Annotated in this window: 23 protein-coding genes; 14 read left to right on the top strand and 9 right to left on the bottom strand. The window is 64.3% G+C overall.

All coding sequences use genetic code 11. The features are described from left to right. Positions 1 to 345: 345 nt before the first annotated feature. A complete protein-coding gene (locus EN869_RS33220; protein ID WP_127230854.1) occupies positions 346 to 1383 on the bottom strand; it encodes a phosphatidylglycerol lysyltransferase domain-containing protein in 1038 nt (345 codons plus the stop codon). A 232-nt stretch (positions 1384 to 1615) separates the two neighbouring features. Here EN869_RS33220 and EN869_RS33215 point away from each other — a divergent pair, with 232 nt between their 5' ends. From EN869_RS33215 to EN869_RS33195, 5 genes are all read left to right on the top strand, one after another. Further along, positions 1616 to 2101, top strand: coding sequence for a MarR family transcriptional regulator (locus EN869_RS33215; protein ID WP_127230855.1), 486 nt, complete (start codon positions 1616 to 1618; stop codon positions 2099 to 2101). Then, on the top strand, positions 2098 to 2778 hold the full coding sequence (locus EN869_RS33210) for a GNAT family N-acetyltransferase (RefSeq protein WP_127230856.1): 681 nt from the start codon (positions 2098 to 2100) through the stop codon (positions 2776 to 2778). Before EN869_RS33215 ends, EN869_RS33210 begins: the two co-directional genes overlap by 4 nt. 151 nt (positions 2779 to 2929) lie before the next feature. Continuing rightward, positions 2930 to 3268, top strand: coding sequence for a hypothetical protein (locus EN869_RS33205; RefSeq protein ID WP_127230857.1), 339 nt, complete (start codon positions 2930 to 2932; stop codon positions 3266 to 3268). 14 nt (positions 3269 to 3282) lie between these two features. Next, entirely contained in the window at positions 3283 to 3984 is a 702-nt protein-coding gene (locus EN869_RS33200; protein WP_127230858.1) for a phosphatase PAP2 family protein, read from the top strand. Positions 3985 to 4074: 90 nt separating this feature from the next. Then, complete coding sequence (locus EN869_RS33195) at positions 4075 to 4344, top strand: helix-turn-helix transcriptional regulator (RefSeq protein ID WP_127230859.1); 270 nt, start codon at positions 4075 to 4077, stop codon at positions 4342 to 4344. Between the two features lie 28 nt (positions 4345 to 4372). On the opposite strand, the gene EN869_RS33190 is transcribed toward EN869_RS33195, so the two are convergent. Continuing rightward, positions 4373 to 5293 carry a DMT family transporter gene (locus EN869_RS33190; protein ID WP_127230860.1) on the bottom strand — a complete coding sequence of 307 codons (921 nt, stop codon included), beginning with the start codon at positions 5291 to 5293 and terminating at the stop codon, positions 4373 to 4375. A gap of 98 nt (positions 5294 to 5391) precedes the next feature. After that, on the bottom strand, positions 5392 to 6252 hold the full coding sequence (locus tag EN869_RS33185) for an ATP/GTP-binding protein (RefSeq protein WP_127230861.1): 861 nt from the start codon (positions 6250 to 6252) through the stop codon (positions 5392 to 5394). A 114-nt stretch (positions 6253 to 6366) separates the two neighbouring features. On the opposite strand from EN869_RS33185, the gene EN869_RS33180 reads away from it, so the two are divergent. Both EN869_RS33180 and EN869_RS33175 read left to right on the top strand, forming a co-directional pair. Then, complete coding sequence (locus tag EN869_RS33180) at positions 6367 to 7167, top strand: helix-turn-helix transcriptional regulator (protein ID WP_127230862.1); 801 nt, start codon at positions 6367 to 6369, stop codon at positions 7165 to 7167. Positions 7168 to 7323: 156 nt separating this feature from the next. Then, positions 7324 to 8700 (top strand): adenylate/guanylate cyclase domain-containing protein, encoded by a 1377-nt coding sequence (locus EN869_RS33175; RefSeq protein ID WP_127230863.1) that lies wholly within the window; start codon positions 7324 to 7326, stop codon positions 8698 to 8700. 107 nt (positions 8701 to 8807) lie between these two features. Here EN869_RS33175 and EN869_RS33170 read toward each other — a convergent pair whose 3' ends face one another. Both EN869_RS33170 and EN869_RS33165 read right to left on the bottom strand, forming a co-directional pair. Then, the gene (locus tag EN869_RS33170) at positions 8808 to 9740 is read right to left on the bottom strand and encodes a CHAD domain-containing protein (RefSeq protein WP_127230864.1); all 933 of its coding nucleotides are present in this window, start codon (positions 9738 to 9740) and stop codon (positions 8808 to 8810) included. Continuing rightward, complete coding sequence (locus EN869_RS33165) at positions 9737 to 10210, bottom strand: CYTH domain-containing protein (protein WP_127230865.1); 474 nt, start codon at positions 10208 to 10210, stop codon at positions 9737 to 9739. Before EN869_RS33165 ends, EN869_RS33170 begins: the two co-directional genes overlap by 4 nt. 91 nt (positions 10211 to 10301) lie before the next feature. Between EN869_RS33165 and EN869_RS33160 the strand changes: the two genes are divergently transcribed. The 5 genes from EN869_RS33160 (at position 10302) to EN869_RS33140 (ending at position 14620) form a co-directional block, all read left to right on the top strand. After that, complete coding sequence (locus EN869_RS33160; RefSeq protein ID WP_127230866.1) at positions 10302 to 11006, top strand: DUF1956 domain-containing protein; 705 nt, start codon at positions 10302 to 10304, stop codon at positions 11004 to 11006. Continuing rightward, complete coding sequence (locus tag EN869_RS33155; protein WP_127230867.1) at positions 11003 to 11956, top strand: HlyD family efflux transporter periplasmic adaptor subunit; 954 nt, start codon at positions 11003 to 11005, stop codon at positions 11954 to 11956. The genes EN869_RS33160 and EN869_RS33155 overlap by 4 nt, the downstream gene beginning before the upstream one ends. Further along, positions 11953 to 12873, top strand: a complete 921-nt coding sequence (locus EN869_RS33150) for an ABC transporter ATP-binding protein (RefSeq protein WP_127230868.1) — start codon at positions 11953 to 11955, stop codon at positions 12871 to 12873. Before EN869_RS33155 ends, EN869_RS33150 begins: the two co-directional genes overlap by 4 nt. Beyond that, on the top strand, positions 12870 to 14006 hold the full coding sequence (locus tag EN869_RS33145; protein WP_127230869.1) for an ABC transporter permease: 1137 nt from the start codon (positions 12870 to 12872) through the stop codon (positions 14004 to 14006). The genes EN869_RS33150 and EN869_RS33145 overlap by 4 nt, the downstream gene beginning before the upstream one ends. Before the next feature lie 188 nt (positions 14007 to 14194). Beyond that, positions 14195 to 14620: a VOC family protein gene (locus tag EN869_RS33140; RefSeq protein WP_127230870.1), complete on the top strand. Its 426-nt coding sequence runs from the start codon at positions 14195 to 14197 to the stop codon at positions 14618 to 14620. A 66-nt stretch (positions 14621 to 14686) separates the two neighbouring features. Here EN869_RS33140 and EN869_RS33135 read toward each other — a convergent pair whose 3' ends face one another. Further along, a complete protein-coding gene (locus tag EN869_RS33135; protein WP_127230871.1) occupies positions 14687 to 15664 on the bottom strand; it encodes a threonine/serine dehydratase in 978 nt (325 codons plus the stop codon). A gap of 309 nt (positions 15665 to 15973) precedes the next feature. Beyond that, entirely contained in the window at positions 15974 to 16297 is a 324-nt protein-coding gene (locus EN869_RS33130) for a hypothetical protein (RefSeq protein WP_127230872.1), read from the bottom strand. A 180-nt stretch (positions 16298 to 16477) separates the two neighbouring features. On the opposite strand from EN869_RS33130, the gene mbfA reads away from it, so the two are divergent. Further along, positions 16478 to 17461 (top strand): iron exporter MbfA, encoded by a 984-nt coding sequence (gene mbfA / locus EN869_RS33125; RefSeq protein WP_127230873.1) that lies wholly within the window; start codon positions 16478 to 16480, stop codon positions 17459 to 17461. Positions 17462 to 17650: 189 nt separating this feature from the next. Here mbfA and EN869_RS33120 read toward each other — a convergent pair whose 3' ends face one another. Further along, complete coding sequence (locus tag EN869_RS33120; protein ID WP_127230874.1) at positions 17651 to 17995, bottom strand: antibiotic biosynthesis monooxygenase; 345 nt, start codon at positions 17993 to 17995, stop codon at positions 17651 to 17653. Beyond that, positions 17992 to 18360, bottom strand: a complete 369-nt coding sequence (locus EN869_RS33115) for an NIPSNAP family protein (protein WP_127230875.1) — start codon at positions 18358 to 18360, stop codon at positions 17992 to 17994. Before EN869_RS33115 ends, EN869_RS33120 begins: the two co-directional genes overlap by 4 nt. Before the next feature lie 170 nt (positions 18361 to 18530). Here EN869_RS33115 and EN869_RS33110 point away from each other — a divergent pair, with 170 nt between their 5' ends. Continuing rightward, positions 18531 to 19205 carry a winged helix-turn-helix domain-containing protein gene (locus tag EN869_RS33110; protein WP_127230876.1) on the top strand — a complete coding sequence of 225 codons (675 nt, stop codon included), beginning with the start codon at positions 18531 to 18533 and terminating at the stop codon, positions 19203 to 19205. Positions 19206 to 19493 lie beyond the last annotated feature (288 nt).

The raw sequence follows: 19493 nt of genomic DNA, 5'->3' as shown, positions 1-19493 counted from the left end.
GGCATGCACATATTTCCAAGCGGCTGGTCCTTGGCGATGGCGTGCATGGCAGCTTGGCGCATGCATTATCTACTGTATCGCTGGTCGACCCCCACTCCGCCTCGGCTTCGCCGAGCCACCTCTCCCCCGATCAACGGGGTAGAGGAAAGGCGCCAAGCTTTTTGCCGTCAACGCTCGTCCAGCAACGCTCCCTTCCTTTCCCTCCGGAGGGGGGAAAGGTGGCGCTGCGAAGCAGCGACGGATTGGGGGAACCACGTGGCAATCAAGCCTTCGGCCTGATCGGTCACGCCAATCACAAAGGATGTGCATAGCGTAGACGAAGTGGGGCGAGGAAAGAGCGCCGGCTCAAATCGCCTTCAGCAGGCGCAGCAGCCCCAGCATTTCCACGAAAGTCCCCTTGCGGAAGGCGATATAGGTCGGTTCCTCGACGCCATGAAAGCGACGCTTGAAGGCCGCCTGGCCCTGCAGGTTGAAGCGCGAGCGGTTGACCCAGGGCGAGTTGTAGGCGCGCTGGAAGGCGCCGCGCCAGAAACCCGATTCGGCAAAGCCACTCGGCTCGATATCGAGCAGCGGCGAGAGGCCGAGCGTCACCTGCGAAATGCCTTCCTCGCGGAAGCGGTCGACGGCGAATTTGGTCAGTCCGACCTCGGCATGCGGCGTGGCATCGGTCTGCTTGCGCTTAAAGGCGGTGGTGTAGCCGATGACCTTGCCGTCGCGGAACAGCGGATCGAAATCGAGAATGGCGAGAAGCCGGCCTTCGGGGCTGTGCAGGAGGAAGCGGCGCATGTCGGCGCCGAGCTCCTCGGAAAAGCGACGATTGAGGAAGCCCATCTCCCAGCGCTTGATGATGCGCTCCTTGCGCCAGTCGGCCGAAAGCTGGATGATCTCGTCCTGCAGCCCGTCGCCTCGATCCTCGGCGATGGTAAAGCCCTTTTTCGTCAGCCAGCGCTCGGAATAGCGCACGGTCTCGTTGCGCTTGCCGGAAAAATCATGCGCCGGCAACAACAACCTGGTGTCGATACCGAGGCGGTTGACGTGATAGCCAAGGCTGGCCAGCACCTTTGCCGTGTCTGCGCCGATCTGGACGAACCAGGGGCCGCCGGCGGCTTCGACAAAGCGCTTGATATAGGCCCCGCGATCCGCCGGGTCGACCACCGGATCGCCCAGCGCGAAATGGCGGCTCATTTTGGTGCCGAAGGCGATGTAGCCATCGCCATCGCTGAAATAGGACAGTTTCTGCTGAACGGCCGTGGAATAGGCGAGCGAGAAATCGCCGTGGCGGCGCACCAGCGCCAGGCGCTCGTCATCGGTCAATTCGCGCCGCGGAACCTTGGGGGCCACGGCATCGAGAAGCCTGTCGAAGTAGATGCGCAGGGGCGCCATGAGTTCCGCGTGCCAAGAAGTGATGACCTGCCGCCCTCAGGTCGCGAATCGCTGGCGACCGATCCCGGCCACGTTGCGCAAGCGATATAGGATGCAATTGGCGGCGAATGAAGGGCAAATGTCCGAAAGCGCCAGCTATCGCTGTTCGGCAGCCGGCGCCGATTCAACAATGTCCGCTTGATTTTTCCATGCCATGTTATATATCAAGTTATCGTTCTGCGGTGAATAGACTATGGAAGACGTTCTTCGATCGCTCGGCTTTCTCTGCCTCGGCAGCCGGATGAAGCGCATAGGCGAGCAATTGCAGGCCGACACGCAGCGCGTGCTCGACCGCCTGGATATGCGCATCCAGGCGAGCCAATATCCGCTGATTGCCGCGCTCGACAGGCTGGGCCCGCTGCCGGTCGGCGAGCTGGCGCAATCGCTGGGCGTTGCGCAGCCGGGCGTGACGCGCAGCGTGGCGCTGCTTGCTGAGCTAGGACTGGTCGAGGTCAATCCCGCCGATGACGATCAGCGGCGCCGGATCGTCTCGCTGAGCCGCAACGGCCGGCGGCTGGTCGAACAGGCCAAGCGCGACGTCTGGCCGAGCATCGAGAACGCCGTCGCCGCTTTATGCGCCGATCTTTCCGGACCGCTGCTCGGCCAGCTTGCGGCCATCGAGGACCGGCTCGCCGAGACGCCGCTCGACCGCCGCGCCGAAAGGATCGCCACGCCATGAAGCACATCCTCGACCGCCCTGTATGGAGCGCGCTGGAAACACGGCAAAGGACTTTCGCCGAGGGCGGCGATCTCGCGCGCCGGTACCGGCCATCGATCATCCCGTTTGCTGCCACCGCAACCGACGATCCGGAAAACCTGCATGCGCTGGGAAGGCTCCTTCCCCCCGGCGAGAACGCCATCCTGGCTCAGGCTGACAGCATTGTCCTGCCGCCGGCGCTTGTCGCGACGATGACCGCCGATGCCGTGCAGATGATTGCCGAACAAGCCTTGCAGGCGGTCGCCGATGCTCGGATCGAGCAGCTGACGCGGCAGGACGCGGCCGAGATGCTTGCGCTCGCCTCGCTGACGAAGCCTGGCCCGTTCACGCTGGAAGCCTTGAGCCTCGGCGAATTCTGGGGCGTGAAGATCGACGGCAGGCTGGCCGCCATGGCCGGCGAACGCATGAAGCAGCCCGGCTATTCCGAACTCAGCGGCGTGTGCTCGCATCCGGATTTCCGCGGCGGCGGCCTTGCCAGGCTGTTGTCGCTGTTCGTGGCCAACCGCATCGTGGCGCGCGGCGAGGTGCCTTATCTGCACGCCTTTGCCAACAACGCCGCGGCGATAAGGCTCTACGAGTCCATCGGCTTCCGCTTGCGCAGCGCGATGAACATTGCCGTGGTTCGGCGGGCGGGGTGAGTGCTCGGCATCTGTACTTCGCCCTGGCCAGCCGCCTTCGGTCCCCCTGTGAGCACGCAACGTCCGCCGCGATCGGCTTGACGGCGTTACCCGCTTGCGAAACAAGGGCTGCGGCCCGCGTGGCGACGGCGCTTCAAAAGGGGACGGTAGGTTGAGTTTCTGGGGACTGGCGCAGCTCGGCATTTCGACCGCGATATTCCTGCTGGCGGCGATGGCGGCCAAGCAGTGGGGACTGGCGCCGAGCTTGGCCAAGCTCCTTATGACGCTGGCGCTGTACTCCGCCGGCAATCTGATCATGCTGAGGTTGGTGCGCGAGTTCGGCATGTCGGTGTCGTTCAGCCTGTCTGCGGTGATCCAACTGGTGGCAGTGAACGTCGTGGCGATCGCCTTCTTCGGCGAACGGCTCAACACCTTCCAGGCGACCGGCATGGTGCTGGCGATCGCCGCCGTCGCCCTGATCACGCTCGGGCCCTATATGCAGAAGCTCTAACCCTCGAGCCTCTCATGAAACCATTCGTCGGCGCGCTGCTTGCCAAGATCGAATTCCCCCTGCTGCTGGCCGGGCTGGTGATCGCCGGCGGGCTGTGGGGTTTTGAAGAACTTATGGAGGTGGCGCGCGCCACGACGCCGCACGCCTTCGACACGGAGATCCTGCTTGCCTTCCGTCATGCCGGGCAGCCGGACAGTCCGATCGGTCCGCTTTGGCTGCAGAGCGCCGTCCGCGATATCACCGCACTCGGCAGCACCAGTGTGCTGGTCCTGATCACGACGGCGACGATCGTGTACCTGCTGTTGATCCGCAGGCCGGGAACGGCGCTGTTCGTCTTTGCCGCCATTGCCGGCGGGCAGGTGCTTTCCAGCCTGCTCAAGCTCGAAGTCGACCGGCCCAGGCCGGACCTCGTTTCGCACCTGGTCAACGAGACCTCGCTGTCCTTCCCAAGCGGACACGCCATGCTGTCGGCGGTGACCTATCTGACGCTCGGCTCCTTGGCAGCGCGCTTCCTTCCGGACCGCAGGACGAAGACCTTCGTGCTTTGCCTCGCCGTGCTGACCACCGTGCTGGTCGGCACCAGCCGTGTCTATCTCGGGGTGCACTGGCCGTCCGACGTGCTCGCCGGCTGGTGCGCGGGCTTTGCCTGGGCCATGCTATGCTGGCTCGCGGCGCGCTTGCTGCAGCGGCGTAAAGTGGTGGCGGACAGCGACTGACCGATGTTTTGCGCATCTAAAATGATGCTTGAGACATTGTAATATTTATAATATGCATCTTTCATAGCTTTCAGAGACGGATTTCGGCCGATGATCACTGCCGCACAAATGCGCGCCGCGCGGGCGTTGACCGGCATCGACCAGAAGACGCTTGCCGAGCGGGCAGGGGTCTCGCTGCCGACCATCCAGCGCATGGAAGCGAGCGACGGCGTCGTCAGGGGTGTGGTCGACACGCTGATGAAGGTCATCCAGGCGCTCGACGCGGTGGGCGTAGAGCTGATCGGCGAGAACCAGACCAGCGAGCGTGGCGGCAGGGGCGTGCGCCTGAAGACTACCGCAATGCAGAACCCGCAAGGCTGAGCCGCCGCGTCGGCCCGAAAGGGCTGCCTCAAACCGCCGCTTCGATCGGCTCGGCAAGTTTCGGATTGGCGCGCGCGGCGATCAGGCAGCCGGCGACGATGAGACAGGCCCCGGCCAGCGTCGTCCAGGCCACGTCCTCGCCGAAGAAGAACCAGCCGAGCGCGATCGCCCAGATGAAGGCCGAGTATTCGGTCGGGATCAGGTATTGCGCTTCGGCGCGGGCGTAGGACCAGCTCATCAGGAATTGCCCGGCGAGCGACAGCATCGCCACGCCGACCAGGGGAAGCCAGAGATCGCGTGGCAGCGCGACCGCGAGCCACGGCGCGGCGCAACCAAGGATGATCCCGACGAAGATGTTCTGGAACAGCATGATCTCGACCGGCTTGGCCAGCAGCGCCTGCCGCCGGGCGAGGATCAGGTTGTAGCCATAGAACACCGTCGACACGAGCACCGCGGCAGTGCCCAAAACGGCATCCTGCGAGTGGCCCGCCTGCCCGAACTGGCCGGCCAATATGATCGTGACGCCGGCGATGCCGGCCAGCGACGCCCACACGGCCTGCCGCCTTATGCGTTCGCCCAAAAGCAGCGCGGCGAGGAAAAGCGCGAACAGCGGCGCGACGAAGCTCAGCCCGATCGCTTCCGCGAGCGGCAGCCTGGCGAGACCCCAGAAGAATGAGACCAGGACGATGCCAACAATCGCGGCGCGCAGCGCATGCAGACCGAGCACCGGAATTGTCGGTTTCGAGCGCGGCCCCGCCGACCAGGCCGCACCCGCGACCAAAATCGCCACCATGCTGCGCCACAGCACCGTATTGTAGACGCCGACCGCGATGACCAGGGACTTCATCGCGGCATCCATGCCCGACAGCAGGAAGATCGCCAGCGCGCAGACCAGCACCGGGATCATCGGGGCGGCGTTCAGGCTGGATGTCTTCGCGGCTTCGCTCATTGCGGCCGGATAGCCCGGAGCGAAAGACAGGACCAGATGGCAGCGCCGTCGATATGGCCGGTCCAATCCCGATCGGCGTCGTTTTCGCTATGAGGCTCTCAGTCGAGAGATAGCGCCGCGACCTCGCCCTCTCCCATCAGCGGCACATAGATGGTCGCCTTGCCGTCGGTGCCGATGTCGGCGCTGCCCGGCTTGAAGGTGCCGATCGCCTGCGGCGCGCCGCCGCGCTTGTAGCTGTAGAGCGTGCCGGTCATGTAGGCGGTGGCGTAGATGGTGTCGCCTATGGCGACGACGCCGTCGAGATCGGCGAAGTTTTGAGCGCCGGGCAGCGGTGTGATCTTCCTGGTGGCGAGGTCGACCGACAACAGGCCGCCGGGCTCCGCGGTGCTGAAATTTTTTCTGTTGATGCCCTTGCCCCAGGACGCCACGATCAGCCTGTCGCCATCGGCGAAGACGCCATTGGGGGAGGCAAGCAGCGCATCCTTGATGAACGGCTCCGGTTTGTCGCCGTCGATGCGGTAGATGGTGTCGGCCAGCATGTCGCTGACATAGACCTTGCCGGCGCTGTCCTGCGTCATATCGTTGAGGAACACGGCGCCGGGCACGTCGATGGTCTCGATAAGCTTGCCGCTGGCGAGATCGACGACGCGGACCTTGGTGATATCGGCGGCGTAGAGCTTGCCGCCGGCGATCGCCATGCCCTTGGGCGCGTCCATGCCATCCACCCAATGGCGCGCGATGACCTTGCCGTCCATTGACAGGAGCGACAAATAGCCATTGCCGTCCGCCGCGCCGGGATTGCCGACGATGTTGGAGACGACGATGCGGTTGTGGCCGGCATCGACAAGGGCGGATTCCGGCTGTTCGAAGCCAGTGGCGCGCCAGAGCTCGCCGGCCAGCGCCGCGGACATAGCGGCGGTGGCTGCAACGAAAATGGTTGAAGCGATGAAATGTTTCATGGGTTGCTCTCCTGCGATGGCGCTGGAGAGCTAGGCTTTTCGATACTTTCCTGGAAGACAGAACAGCGCTAGTATCGCTTTTCGATACCAAATCGCACGAATGAGGCGCAGTCCATGAACGGTCCGATCTTCGAGGCACTGAAACGGACGCTGAAGGCCAAGGGGCTGACCTATCGCACGCTCGCCGAGCGCATGGGTATTTCCGAGCCGACGGTGAAGCGCATCTTCCACGAACAGAATTGCAAGCTCGACCGGCTGATGGAGATCTGCGCCGCGGCCGAAGTCGAGCTGGAAAACGTGCTCGGCGCGATGAACCGCGGGCCGGGACCGGCCAACCGCGTCGCGCCGGAGATCGAGCGCAGGTTGGCGGCGCGGCCGGCGCTGCTCTTCGTCTTCATCATGCTGTCGGAGAAATTCACGCCCGAAGGCATCATGCGCTCGCAAGGCCTGAGCGAGGCTTCGATGTTCCTCTATCTGCGCGACCTCGAGGAGCTCGGCCTGGTGGCGCTCGGGCGCGGGCTGTCGGCAAGGCTGCTCGTCGACACGCCGATCCAGTGGGATTTCGAAGGGCCGCTGAAGCCGCATTTCGAGATGACCAACAAGAACTTCATCGGCTGGGCGATCGGCCATTTGGAACAGGCAGCGACCTTCATCAGCTTTTCCAGGCGGATGCGGCCGGAAACGGCGGAAATGCTGCGGCGCGAGGCCGACGAGCTCGCCGAACGCGCCAGGCTGCTTGCCCATCACGACCAGCATACCACGCCTGAGGACCGGCTCACCGGCTACAAATGGACCTTTGCCTTCGGCGCAACGCCGTTTCCCGCGATCATGCCGATCGGCCCGCATCCGCGTGATGCGGGGGCGGCCGACCGGCGGGCCGCTCCTGTAAAGGGGCGTCGTCCCTTGCCGGCCTGACACGGCCAAATCAACCCGAGCAGGGCTGCATCTAGCGGCCGAGCTTGTCGCGTACCACTCCGACGGCGCCGAGTCATGATAGAGTTGGCGCACTGATTTGCCAGAGGGCGGGTTTGCCGAATGCGTGACACGTCCCCGCCAAATCGAAGTGACCCTATGCCGACCGCGCCAACACTTGAACTTCGCCGCTATTCGCGCCTGAAAAAATTGCGGGAGCGCGCAGAACGCCAGGGAGCTGGATTGCAGTTCTGGGCGCGCACCACATCGCTCGCCGTGATCTTCTGCTTCTTTTCATTGATCAGTCGCTGGGATGCGGCGCTGCTCTTCGTGCTGGCGGGCCTCGTGCTGTTCCAGCTCGTCGGCCTGATCCAATTTCTCGTCGCGCGCCGTCGCACGGCGCCATGGTGGATCGGTTACCTCGCCGGTACGCTGGACATCATTCTGTTGACCGTTCTGCTGGTGACGCCCAACCCGTTTTCCCTGGAGGCCGCGCCGGCAGCGATGCAATTGCGCGAGGGAAGCTTCAAATTCCTGCTGATTTTCGTATGCCTTGGCGCGCTGACCCTTTCGCCACGATTGGCGCTCTATCTCGGCGCGCTCGCGGCCTTGACGTGGGCGATCGGGGTGGGATGGGTGGTTTTTCATCCGGGAACCGTCATTCCGGCGACGAACCTCTATTCGATGCCGATGACAGAGCGACTGAACCTCTATCTCAACCCCAACTTCGTCGATACCTTCGCGCAGGCAACCAACGTGCTGGTTGTGTTGATTATCGGCGCGATCATGGCGCTGGTCGTCTCTCGTTCCCGACGTCTGTCGGAAGACTATGTCAAGGCGGAGCGCGCCCGCGCCAATCTCGCCCGGCATTTTTCGCCCAATGTGGTCGACCAGCTCGCCACGGATGACGAGCCCTTCGGCCCGGTCCGCCGGCAGGATATCGCGGTGCTGTTCGCCGACATCGTCGGCTTCACACACTATTCCGAGGACAATCCGGCCGAAGCAGTGTTCGAACTTCTGCGTCAGTTCCACCGTCGCATGGAGCAGGTCGTCTTCGACCACCAGGGCACCGTCGATAACTATATCGGCGATTGCATCATGGCGACATTCGGGGTTCCGCAAAGCAGCCATGACGACGCGACCCGGGCCATCAAGTGCGCTGAAGCGATGGTCGCCGCTGTCGAAGCATGGAATGTGCAGCGTGTGTCCAGGGGATACCCGTCGCTAGACGTTCGCATCGGTGCGCAATATGGCGCAGTCGTCATCGGCGCGGTCGGCAGCGAGCGCAATCTTTCCTTCGCGGTGGTGGGCGACACCGTCAATGTCGCCAGCCGTTTGCAGTCGCTCTGCCGCGAGCTTCAGGCGAATATTTGCTTTGGGTCACGACTGATTGAGGCCGCAAAGGCGGAATCGCCCATGACACAGTTGAATGCGCGCGATCATGGGCCGGTGAGTATCCGCGGCCGTGACGAACCGGTCCATGTCTGGGTCGAGCGCAGGGCCAAAGACCAAGGCGCTATCGCGGTTTCGGCGTGATACAGGCCGCCATGCGAAACGCCTGCACCTCGACCGGATAGCGGTAGGTTCCGCCACAGGGCATGTCCTGACCAGGCCGAAAGCCATCACGTGTCTGAGCGCCGCGATCAGGCCTCCTTCGCTTCTTCCTGGGGCCTGACGAGGTCGTCGCGCGCCTTGCGGGCCAGTCTCTTGGCCGAGCGTTTCGGACTGTCGCCGAAGAGCTCCGCGGCATCGGCAAGGCAGGCCTTGGTCAGGCTCTTTTCGGAGCGCTTCAACAGCTTGCGCAGAAGCCTGGTCTCGTCGGCGGGGCCGAGCGGCTCGCCGTCGGCGTCGAGCAGCGCGCGCATGACGAAAACGTCATGCAGCTCGCCGAGCTGCTCGCCGAGCTTGTCGACCGCCTTGCGTCGCGCCTTGATCGGCGTCGGCCACAGACGGCCGAGCAGCGACAAATGCATGGAGTGCGTCTTGGCTGCCTTGCGCAGATCGTGAAAATCGTCGGCCTCGCCTCGCGACTCCACCTTGTCCAGCGCCTTCTTCGCGCGCCGCAAGGTGGCGCGGGCGCCGTCGGCCAGGATATCGGCGGCCTGCTCCGGCTGGTCGGGCAGCGCCAGCCTGGCGATACGCTCCAGACCCTCCCGGCAAGCGGCTATGGCCGCATTGATGGCGGCGTCGAGGCCGGGACCGGCATGCAGCTCATGCTGGCGCAGCACCAGCCGTTCGCGCACGGGATCGAGGCCGCCGCCGGCCGATTGCTCCGGAAATGCATCGGCCAGACGGTCGACGGTCTCAATCAAAGCGGTCGCCTCGCGCGGGCCGGCCAGGAGCGCCGACACCTGCTTATAACATTCGTTTTCGGTCTGGCAGAACGGTTCGTCCCCGGAACGAATCAGGCGCAGCAAGGCGCGCACGCTTTTCAGCCGCTTGCGGCATTTGTGCAGCCCCCGCTCGGGCTTCTCGCGCGCTGTGTCGAGATGGCCGATTGCCTTGCCGATCTCGTCGGCCAATATGCGCCTGACCTCGCCGGTCAAGGGCAATCGCGGATCGATGCGGAAGCTCATGCGGCGATCTCCGGAATCCCCCCGAGGGCCAGCGACGCGTTGTAATACCTCGACTCGCCGGTGACCTCGCGACCGAGCCAGTCGGGCAGCATTTCATCAGATACGTCCTCCGGCGTCTCCAGCTCCGCGATCACCAAACCCGCGAGCCTGCCGCCGAACACATCGACTTCATAGAGATAGCCGCGGTGTCTAACATGGTGGCGTGTCTTCTCGATGACACGTCCGATGGCAAACGCCATCAATTCCTCGGCCTCGGCGAGCGGAATGGAATATTCGAACTCGTCGCGCTCGCGCGCCCTGTCGCCGAACTTCAGCGTCAGCTTGGCAGAGCGCCCGTCTGAGATGCGCACACGCACCGTGCGGCCTGGCTGGGCCGCGACATAGAACTGACGAATGCGAATCTCCGCCTCGACCTCATCGCGCCAGGCAGAACTGGAGACCAGGAACTTACGCTCGACTTCCTTGCCCATGGCCGCGCACTAAAGCCTGTGAGGGTCTTGAAGGCAAGCCGACTCACGGGTCAAATTTGACTTTAATCAATCGATTGATTAACGTTGCCCCATGAACAAGCAACCAGGCGTAGAGAGGCAGCAGCGCGAGACCACCACAGCCGAGCAAACGCGCGCGGCGCTGGTGCATGCGGCGCTCAAGCTGTTCGGGCGGCAAGGTTTCGACGGCACTTCAACGCGCGAGATCGCGGCGGAAGCCAAGGCCAATATCGGCTCGATCGCCTATCATTTCGGCGGTAAGGAAGGGCTGCGTGCCGCCGCCGCCGACCATATCGTCGACACCATACAAGGGATCGCCGGCCAGGCGCTGGGCGGTGTCCAGACTGCCGTGCCCCTTACCCCGGAGGCGGCCCGGGCTCAGCTTTTCGCGGCGCTGGAGCGGATGGTCGGCTTCGTCGTGGCCAGTCCACAGGCCGGCGAGATCGTACAATTCGTACTTCGCGAGCTGTCGCACCCGACCGCCGCGCTCGATCGCATCTATGCCGGCGTGTTTGAACCGACGCACCGGCGGCTGTGCCAGATCTGGGAGCAGGCGACCGGCGAGCCGGCGGAGAGCGAGGCAACCCGGCTAATCGTTTTCACGTTGATCGGTCAGGTCATCTATTTCCGCATCGGCCGCGAAGCGGTGATGCGCCGCATGGGCTGGCGCGAGATCGGAAATGCCGAGGCCGCCAAGGTGGTGACGGTCACGACCGGCAATCTCAGGGCAATGCTGGCGGCGCGCGATGCGCGCGCCGGCAAGAAGGGCAAATCATGAGCTTTCTCTGTTCGTTGCCGCTCGCGGCCCAGCTGTTCGGCGCCTGCGCGCCGGCGGCGCCCCTCGCCGTCGGCTATGTAGAGGGCGAATATGTGCTGATGGCGCCGATCGAGGTGGCCCAGGTGGCGACGGTGACGGTGCGGCGCGGCGACCGCGTCGAGAGCGGCACGGCGGTGGCGACGCTGGAAGATGCAGACGCCAAGATCGAGGTGGCGCAGGCTGAGGCAGCGCTTGCCCAGGCACAGGCGCAGCTTGCCGACCTGCAGGTCGGCAAGCGTCCGGAAGAGATCGCCGTGCTCAAGGCCCAGGTCGACATGGCCAAAGCCCAGGCCGCCGACGTCAAGCGCAAATATGACCGCGCCAGCGACCTCTATAGACGCGGCACCGGCACGCAGGCCGATTACGACACCGCCTCGGCCTCGCTTGAGACGGCCAACGCGCAGGTCGGCCAGGCGGAGGCCAACCTCGCCGTCGGCAACCTGCCGGCGCGGCCGGAAACCATCAACGCCGCCGACAACCAGGTCAAGCAGGCGCAGTCGACCCTGGAGCAGGCGCGGTGGCGGCTGTCGAAACGGGTGCTGACGGCGCCCTCGCCCGGCCGCGTCAACGACGTCATCCGCAATCCCGGCGACACCGCGGGGCCGACCGCGCCGGTGATCTCGATGCTGCCGGACGGCGCCGTGAAGCTTAGCGTCTATGTGCCGGAACGCGCGTTTTCGTCGGTCAAGGTCGGCACGGAGCTCAACGTCCACTGCGACGGCTGCGGGACGGGGCTGAAGGCTCACGTCAGCTATGTCTCGCCCGATCCCGAATTCACGCCACCGGTGATCTACTCGCTCGAAAACAGGCAGAAGCTGGTCTATCTCGTCGAGGCGCGGCCAGACGGCAATGCCGGGCCGCTGCAGCCCGGCCAGATCGTCGATGTCGATCTCGCGGATCTTGGGCAATGAACACCATCGACGTTCGCGGCCTGGTCAAGCGCTTCGGCGACAAGACCGTCGTCGACCATGTGACGATGACGGTCGCCGAAGGCGAGATCGTCGGCTTCCTCGGGCCCAACGGTTCGGGCAAGACGACGACCATCCGCATCATGTGCGGGCTGCTTACGCCGGACGAAGGCGACGGCACAGTGCTGGGCTTCGACATCCGCACCGACGCGCTCAAGATCAAGCGCGAGGTCGGCTACATGACGCAGAAATTCTCGTTCTACGAGGACCTGACGATCGGCGAGAATCTCGAATTCGTGGCGCGGCTCTACCGGCTGAAGCCGGTCGAGCAATATGTTGCCAAGACGCTGGAAGAGCTCGGCTTGGCGAGCCGCCGCAACCAGCTGGCCGGAACGCTTTCCGGCGGCTGGAAGCAGCGGCTGGCGCTGGCCGCCTGCATCATGCACCAGCCGAAGCTGCTGCTGCTCGACGAGCCGACGGCCGGCGTCGATCCCAAGGCGCGGCGCGAGTTCTGGGACGAGATCCATCGGCTGGCCGGCGGCGGGCTGACGGTGCTGGTCTCTACCCATTACATGGACGAAGCCGAGCGCTGCCACCGCATCAGCTACATCTCCTATGGCAAGATGCTCGCCACCGGCACGGTGGACGAGGTGGTGAAAAATGCCGGGCTGACCACTTTCGTGCTGCAGGGGCCGCGGCTCGACCAGGTGGCCGAAGCGCTGCAGGGCCGGCCCGGTGTCGACCAGGTGGCGCCGTTCGGCGCCACGCTCCATGTCGTCGGCTCCGACAAGGCGGCGTTGGAAAAGGCGCTCGCCGATGTCGAGAAGGAGCATAAGGGCGTCACGGTGAAGCCCGGCGAAACCAGCCTCGAGGATGTGTTCATCCAGTTCATGTCCGGCTCTAAGGACAATATGGCATGAACGCGGTTTTCTCCTTCGCCAGGCTCGGCGCGCTGCTGACCAAGGAATTCATCCAGATGCGGCGCGACCGCATCACCTTCGCCATGATGCTCGGCGTGCCGCTGATCCAGCTGGTGCTGTTCGGCTATGCGATCAACAACGACCCGAAGAGCCTGCCGGCGGCGCTGGTGGCGACCAGCAGCGACCCCTACACGCGGGCCATGGTCTCGGCGCTGCAGACCACCGGCTATTACCGCTTCGACCATGTCGCGCAAAGTGCAGCGGACGCCGAGTTTCTGATGGCGCGCGGTGACGTCGCCTTCGTCGTCACCATCCCCGCCGATTTCGCACGGCGGGTGGAGCGCGGCGACAATCCGCAGATCCTGATCGAAGCCGACGCCACTGATCCGGCGGTGGCCAGCGGCGCGATCTCGACGTTGAGCACCGTAGCCGGCCAGGCGCTGCTCAGGGCGCAGGGCACCGAGGAGACCGCCAAGGAAGCGGCGCGCGGCCAGCTCGATGTCGTCGTGCACCGGCGCTACAATCCCGAGGGCATCTCGCAATACAACATCGTTCCCGGCCTGCTCGGCGTCATCCTGCAGATGACGATGGTGATGATGACCTCGATCGCGCTGACGCGCGAGACCGAGCGCGGCACGATGGAGAACCTCCTCGCCATGCCGTCGAGCCCGCTGGAGATCATGATGGGCAAGGTGCTGCCTTATCTGGTGGTAGGCGCCGTGCAGGTGGTGGTGGTGCTGGCGGCGGCGAAGCTCCTGTTTGCCATTCCTTTCATGGGGTCGCTGTCGCTGCTTTTGTCGGCGGTGCTGGTGTTCGTGCTGGCGCTGGTGCTGCTCGGCTACACGATCTCGACGATCGCCCGCACGCAGATGCAGGCGCTGCAGCTCACCTTCTTCTTCTTCCTGCCCTCGATCATGCTGTCAGGCTTCATGTTCCCCTATCGCGGCATGCCGGGCTGGGCGCAGACGCTTGGCGAGATCTTCCCGCTGACGCATTTCCTGCGCATCACCCGCGCCGTCATGCTGAAGAGCGCCCAACTGCCGGCGGTGGCGACGGAGATCGGCTGGCTGGTGGTGTTCGTAGCGCTGTTCGCTGGCGTGGCGCTGGTGCGCTTCAGGCGGACGCTGGATTAGATCGTGGCCATGCTTGTGAGCCGGGATCGCTGCTCCAGCGCTTGTCCGCGTCCAGCGTCCCGGTTGGCCTGAACTTGGCCGATTTGTTCAATCGTCGCATGGTCGCTTTCGATATCCTCACCGATATACGGGCCGCGACCGGGTCGTGGTCCGGTGAGGTCAAACGAGCATTACAAAGGAGAAGTGCGATGAGAGCGCGATTTGGAATATTGACGCTCGGCGTCGACGACCTTGAGCGGTCGCTTAAGTTTTACCGTGACGGCCTTGGGTTGCCCACGCAGGGTATCGTCGGGCAAGAGTTTGAGCACGGCGCGATCGCCATCTTCCATCTCGAGGGCGGCATGGTGCTTAGCCTGTTTCCACGCGGCGATCTTGGACTCGATGCAGGCATCGATTCTACACCACGCAGCCCCACCGAATTCAGCATTGGCCACAATGTGTCCAGCGAAGCCGAGGTCGATCAAGTGATGGCGCGGGCTGAGACCGCCGGAGCACACATCACGATGCCGGCGCGCAGAACTTTCTGGGGCGGCTATGCCGGCTATTTTCAGGATCCCGACGGTCATCTCTGGGAGATCCTACATAATCCGGCGTTCCTGCCGAGCGCTGAGTGAGCATGAGAGCCGGTCAGCCGATTGGCGAGACGTTCGCCTCCGGGTGAGAGCGTCAATCGCCCGCCTCTATGCCGCCGCCATGATGCCGGCATAGGTGCTGAAATCAACATTGCCGCCGGACAGAACCACGGCGACGCATTTGCCGGCGAGGTCGATCTCGCCGGAGGCGAGCGCGGCAAGCGCGACGCAGCCGCCCGGTTCGACCACCAGCTTGAGATGGGCCATGGCGTCGCGCATCGCCTCAGCGACCGCCTTGTCCGAGACGGCAATGGCGCCGGCGAGATTGCGGCGGTTGATCTCGAAGGTGATCAGGCCCGGCTCCGCGGTGAGGATGGCATCGCAGATCGAGGTGTGTCCGGGTTCGTTCGCAACCCTTTCGCCCTTGGCCAGCGAGCGGCGCGTGTCGTCGAAATGCTCGGGCTCGACCGCCCAGACGGCGGTTTGCGGCGAGGCGTCCTTGACGGCGACGGAAATGCCGCTCGACAGGCCGCCGCCGCCGCACGGGACGACGACGGCGTCAAGCGCCACGCCCAGCGCCTTCGCCTGCCGCATCAGCTCCAGGCCGATCGTGCCCTGGCCGGCGATGATGGCTGGATCGTCGAAGGGCGGCACCAGCGCCATACCCTGTTCGATATAGGGGCGCACGACCGTCATGCGGTCGTCCTTGAAGCGGTCGAACGGCACCACCTCGGCGCCCATCTTGCGGACATTGCCGATCTTCAGCGCCGGCGCGTCGGCCGGCATGGCGATCACCGCCTTGACGCCGAACATCGCAGCCGAGGCCGCCACGCCTTGCGCGTGGTTTCCGGACGAGAAGGCGACGACACCACGGCTGCGCTCTTCCTCGCTCAGCGTCGACAATTTGTTATAGGCGCCGCGGATCTTGAAGGAGCCGGTGCGCTGCAGCGTCTCGGGCTTGAACAGGATGCGGCCGCCATAGCGCTTGTTGAGCTCGGGCGATTCGATCAGCGGCGTTTCGACGGTCAGGCCGAAAAGCCGCGCGGCGGCGGCTTGGATGTCGGAGATGCCGGGAAGGGTGGTCATGGCGGGCCTCGTGGACATAGGGGCCGCCATGGTGCACGGAAATCGCCCCGACGCGCCAACGAAAAAATGTGATGGGGACAAGGTTAGTTTGGCAGTTTTGGAAGGTGGCATTCCTTCGCGCCCCCCTCTGTCCTATCGGACATCTCCCCCACAAGGGGGGAGATCAGACGTCACGCCGGCTTTCGCCAATCTCCTAGGTCGCAAGAATGAGCGGGGCACTGGAACAGCTAATCTCCCCCCTCGTGGGGAGATGGCGGCAGGCCAGAGGGGGGCGCTGTCCCGCCGGCATTGCGCCCTGTGGTCAACATCTCACCCCAGCAGCGTCTTCGTCCGCTTGTTGCCGCCGAGCTTGCGCCAGGTGTTGAAGCGGTGGGTGGCGGCGGCGAAGGATATCTTCATCTGCTGGGACACCGTGTAGCGCGACTTGCCTTCGTCGAACATGCGGTAGCAGCACTCGGCGCCCTCCTCGGTCAGCTTGCCGTCCGGCGTCTTGTTGTGCGGGTTGGCGGGATCGAACTTTTCGAGCTGTTCCTCGACAAGGCCCTTCAGGCGTTGCAGGTCGGCCTCGATGCTGGCTATCAGGTCGAGAACGGGTTTCGCGTCGAATGCGTGCGGCGGCTTCTTGTCTGTCATTCGGTTGGTCTCCTTCAATGTCGGCTGTTGCCGTCTATATAGGCGAACATTCGGCAACAATGAAGGACCAACCGAACCTTGCTGGATCAACCAATTGCGAACGCGTCCGCGTCGCCGGCAATTGACGTCCGGTGATCGAAACCATAGTTTAGAATCATTCTAATCTAGAGTGGTTTCATCATGCTTTCCCGTGTTTTCGGCTTCGGCCGCCGTTCCTTCGATTCGCTGTCGGAGCAGGAGATCCTGGCGCTGGCGATCTCTTCCGAGGAGGATGACGGGCGTATCTACCGCGCCTATGCCGATGGCCTGGCGCAGGACTTCCCGCAATCGGCAAAGGTGTTCGAGGCGATGGCCGAAGAGGAGGACGGCCATCGCGACGCGCTGATCGAGCTTCACCGCAAGCGCTTCGGCGACCGCATTCCGCTGATCCGGCGCGAGCATGTGAGGGGCTATTACGAACGCAAGCCGGACTGGCTGGTGCGGCCACTCGGCATCGAGCATGTGCGCCGGCAGGCCGAGGATATGGAGCGGCAGGCCTACCGCTTCTATGTCGAGGCCGCCAAGCGCACCACCGATGCCTCGACGCGCAAATTGCTCGACGATCTCGCCCTGGCCGAGCAGGGCCATGAGAGCTCGGCGCATGAACTGGAGCAGGAGCATGTTCCGGGCGAGGTCAAGGCCGAGGAAGCGAGCGCCGAGCAGCGCCAGTTCATCCTCACCTATGTGCAGCCGGGGCTAGCCGGGCTGATGGACGGATCGGTGTCAACGCTGGCGCCGATCTTCGCCGCGGCCTTCGCCACGCATGACACCTGGCAGACGCTGCTGGTCGGCCTCGCCGCCTCGATCGGCGCCGGCATCTCGATGGGTTTCACCGAGGTCGCCTCCGATGACGGCAAACTGTCGGGCCGCGGCTCGCCGATCAAGCGCGGTCTGACCGTCGGCCTGATGACGACGCTGGGCGGGCTCGGCCATGCGCTGCCTTACCTCATCCCCTATTTCTGGACGGCCACGGCGGTGGCGGCCGTGGTGGTGTTCTTCGAGCTCTGGACGATCGCTTTCGTGCAGAATCGCTACATGCAAACGCCATTCTGGCGCGCCGCCTTTCAGGTGGTGCTGGGCGGCGCGCTGGTGTTTGGGGCCGGCGTGCTGATCGGGAATGCGTAGCTCTTCTCCTTCTCCCCTTGTGGGAGAAGGTGGATCGGCGCGCAAGCGCCGAGACGGATGAGGGGTGTTCCAGCGAAGTGAGACGCTGGCAAACCTGCCGTCTCCTCCGGCGTCGCCAAGCTGAAGCACCCCTCATCCGGCCGCTTCGCGGCCACCTTCTCCCACAAGGGGAGAAGGGGAAGTCGCGCTTCACCCATTCAGCGCCCGGCTATCCTGCGGTGCCTCTTCCCTCTCCTCCAGCCCATAATCGCGCACGACATGCGCGATGCGCAGACGATAGCCGGCAAAGATTCCGCCGCGACCCGCCTTCTGCGCCTGGCGATGCTCCTCGGTGTTGCGCCAGGCTTTCACCGCTTCCTCGTCGCGCCAGAAGGACAATGACAGCACCCGCTTCGGATCGGTCAGGCTCTGGAAGCGCTCGACCGAGATGAAGCCGTCGATGCTCTCGAGCAGCGGCTTGAGCTCGGCGGCGATGCCGAGATAGGCGTCGCGCTTGCCCTCAGCCGGCTCGACCTCGAAGATTACAGCGATCATGCCTCTATCCCTTCTTTGACAATCACGTCGGTTTGAAAAATCTGCCGAGGCCCATGCGGCCCGGAGACCAGCTTCAGGAACACGCGGTCCTCCTTGAGGATGAATTTCTCGCGCCTGGCGAATTCGTAATTTGCCTTGCCGGCCGGGTCGGCGGCAAGCCGGGCGCGGTAGGCTTCGTAGGCGGCGAGGCTCTCGATGTTATAGGCGGCATAAGCCGTGGTGGCCGAGCCTTCGTGCGGCGCGAAGTAGCCGATCAGCTCGGCGCCGCAGCGCGGAATGGCCTGGCCCCAGGCGCGCGCATATTGCTCGAAGGCCGCCTTGCCGAACGGGTCGATCTCGTAGCGGATGAAGCAAGTGATGGTCATGTCGGTCTCCTCGTCGGTTGGCTTTCGGGCGACAATGCTTTGACCGTGGTCGAAACATCGCTTGCGCCTGTGTGGTAGGCATTCCCCTGTCAGGAGCGTTTGCCTCGGCTGCTTGAGCTGACCGCAGAATAGTGCTTCCGTGACGGGAATGCTTCGATAAGGATCGAACCATGCGTGAAGGACCCGATATCGCCCGCATCGCCAGCCTGGTCGGCGACCCGGCGCGCGCCAATATGCTCAACGCGCTGATGGGCGGCACGGCGCTGACCGCGTCGGAACTGGCGCTCGAAGCCGGCGTGTCGCTGCCCACCGCTTCATCGCATCTGTCGAAGCTGATGGAGGGCGGGCTGCTGACCTTGGCCAGCCAGGGACGCCACCGCTATTACGGGCTGGCCAGCGCGCAGGTGGCCGGCATGATCGAGGCGATCATCGGCGTCGCGGAGGCGGTCGGCCCGAAGCGGGTGCGGCCCGGCCCGCGCGATGCGGCCATGCGGGTGGCGCGGGTGTGCTACGATCACCTCGCCGGCGAACAGGCTGTGGCGATGCTCGACCGGCTCTTCGACAGGAAACTTCTGCTGCGCGATGACAACGAGATCAGGCTCTCTTCATCCGGCGCTGCGCATTTTTTCGCGCTCGGCATCGAGACCCACGCCAAGGCACGGCGCCCGGTGTGCCGCGCCTGCCTCGACTGGAGCGTGCGACGCTCGCATCTCGCCGGCACGCTGGGCGCGGCCATCCTCGACAAGATCATCGCCGAGAAATGGGCTCGGCGCGAAAAGGACAGCCGCGCCGTGGTGTTTTCGCACGGAGGAAAGCGGGAGTTCGAGAAGGTGTTTCTGTCTTGAAGCCCCGGTGCCGATAACGTGCAATGTCGGCGCGAGGCCCCCTCTCTCCCCTACCGGGCATCTCCCCTCGAGGGGGAGATCGGATGTCACGCTCTATTCCGCCAATCGTCAACGTTGCAGAAGAGGCGTCGCGCCAAAGCTGCCAATCTCCCCCTCGAGGGCAGGGCTATCGCATATGGGTTAGGGCCTGGATGAGATAGTCGTCATTCCAGGCGCATTTCTTGATGCGGTGGCTGATTGGAACTTTGTCAGCATCTGCGGCCTGAAGGATGTTTCTGGCGATGCGGG

It is taken from the genome of Mesorhizobium sp. M2D.F.Ca.ET.226.01.1.1, assembly GCF_004022705.2.
Taxonomy (GTDB): Bacteria; Pseudomonadota; Alphaproteobacteria; order Rhizobiales; family Rhizobiaceae; genus Mesorhizobium.
The sequence above is the reverse complement of the archived record's forward strand: the minus strand, read 5'-3'. Positions and strand labels throughout refer to the sequence as shown.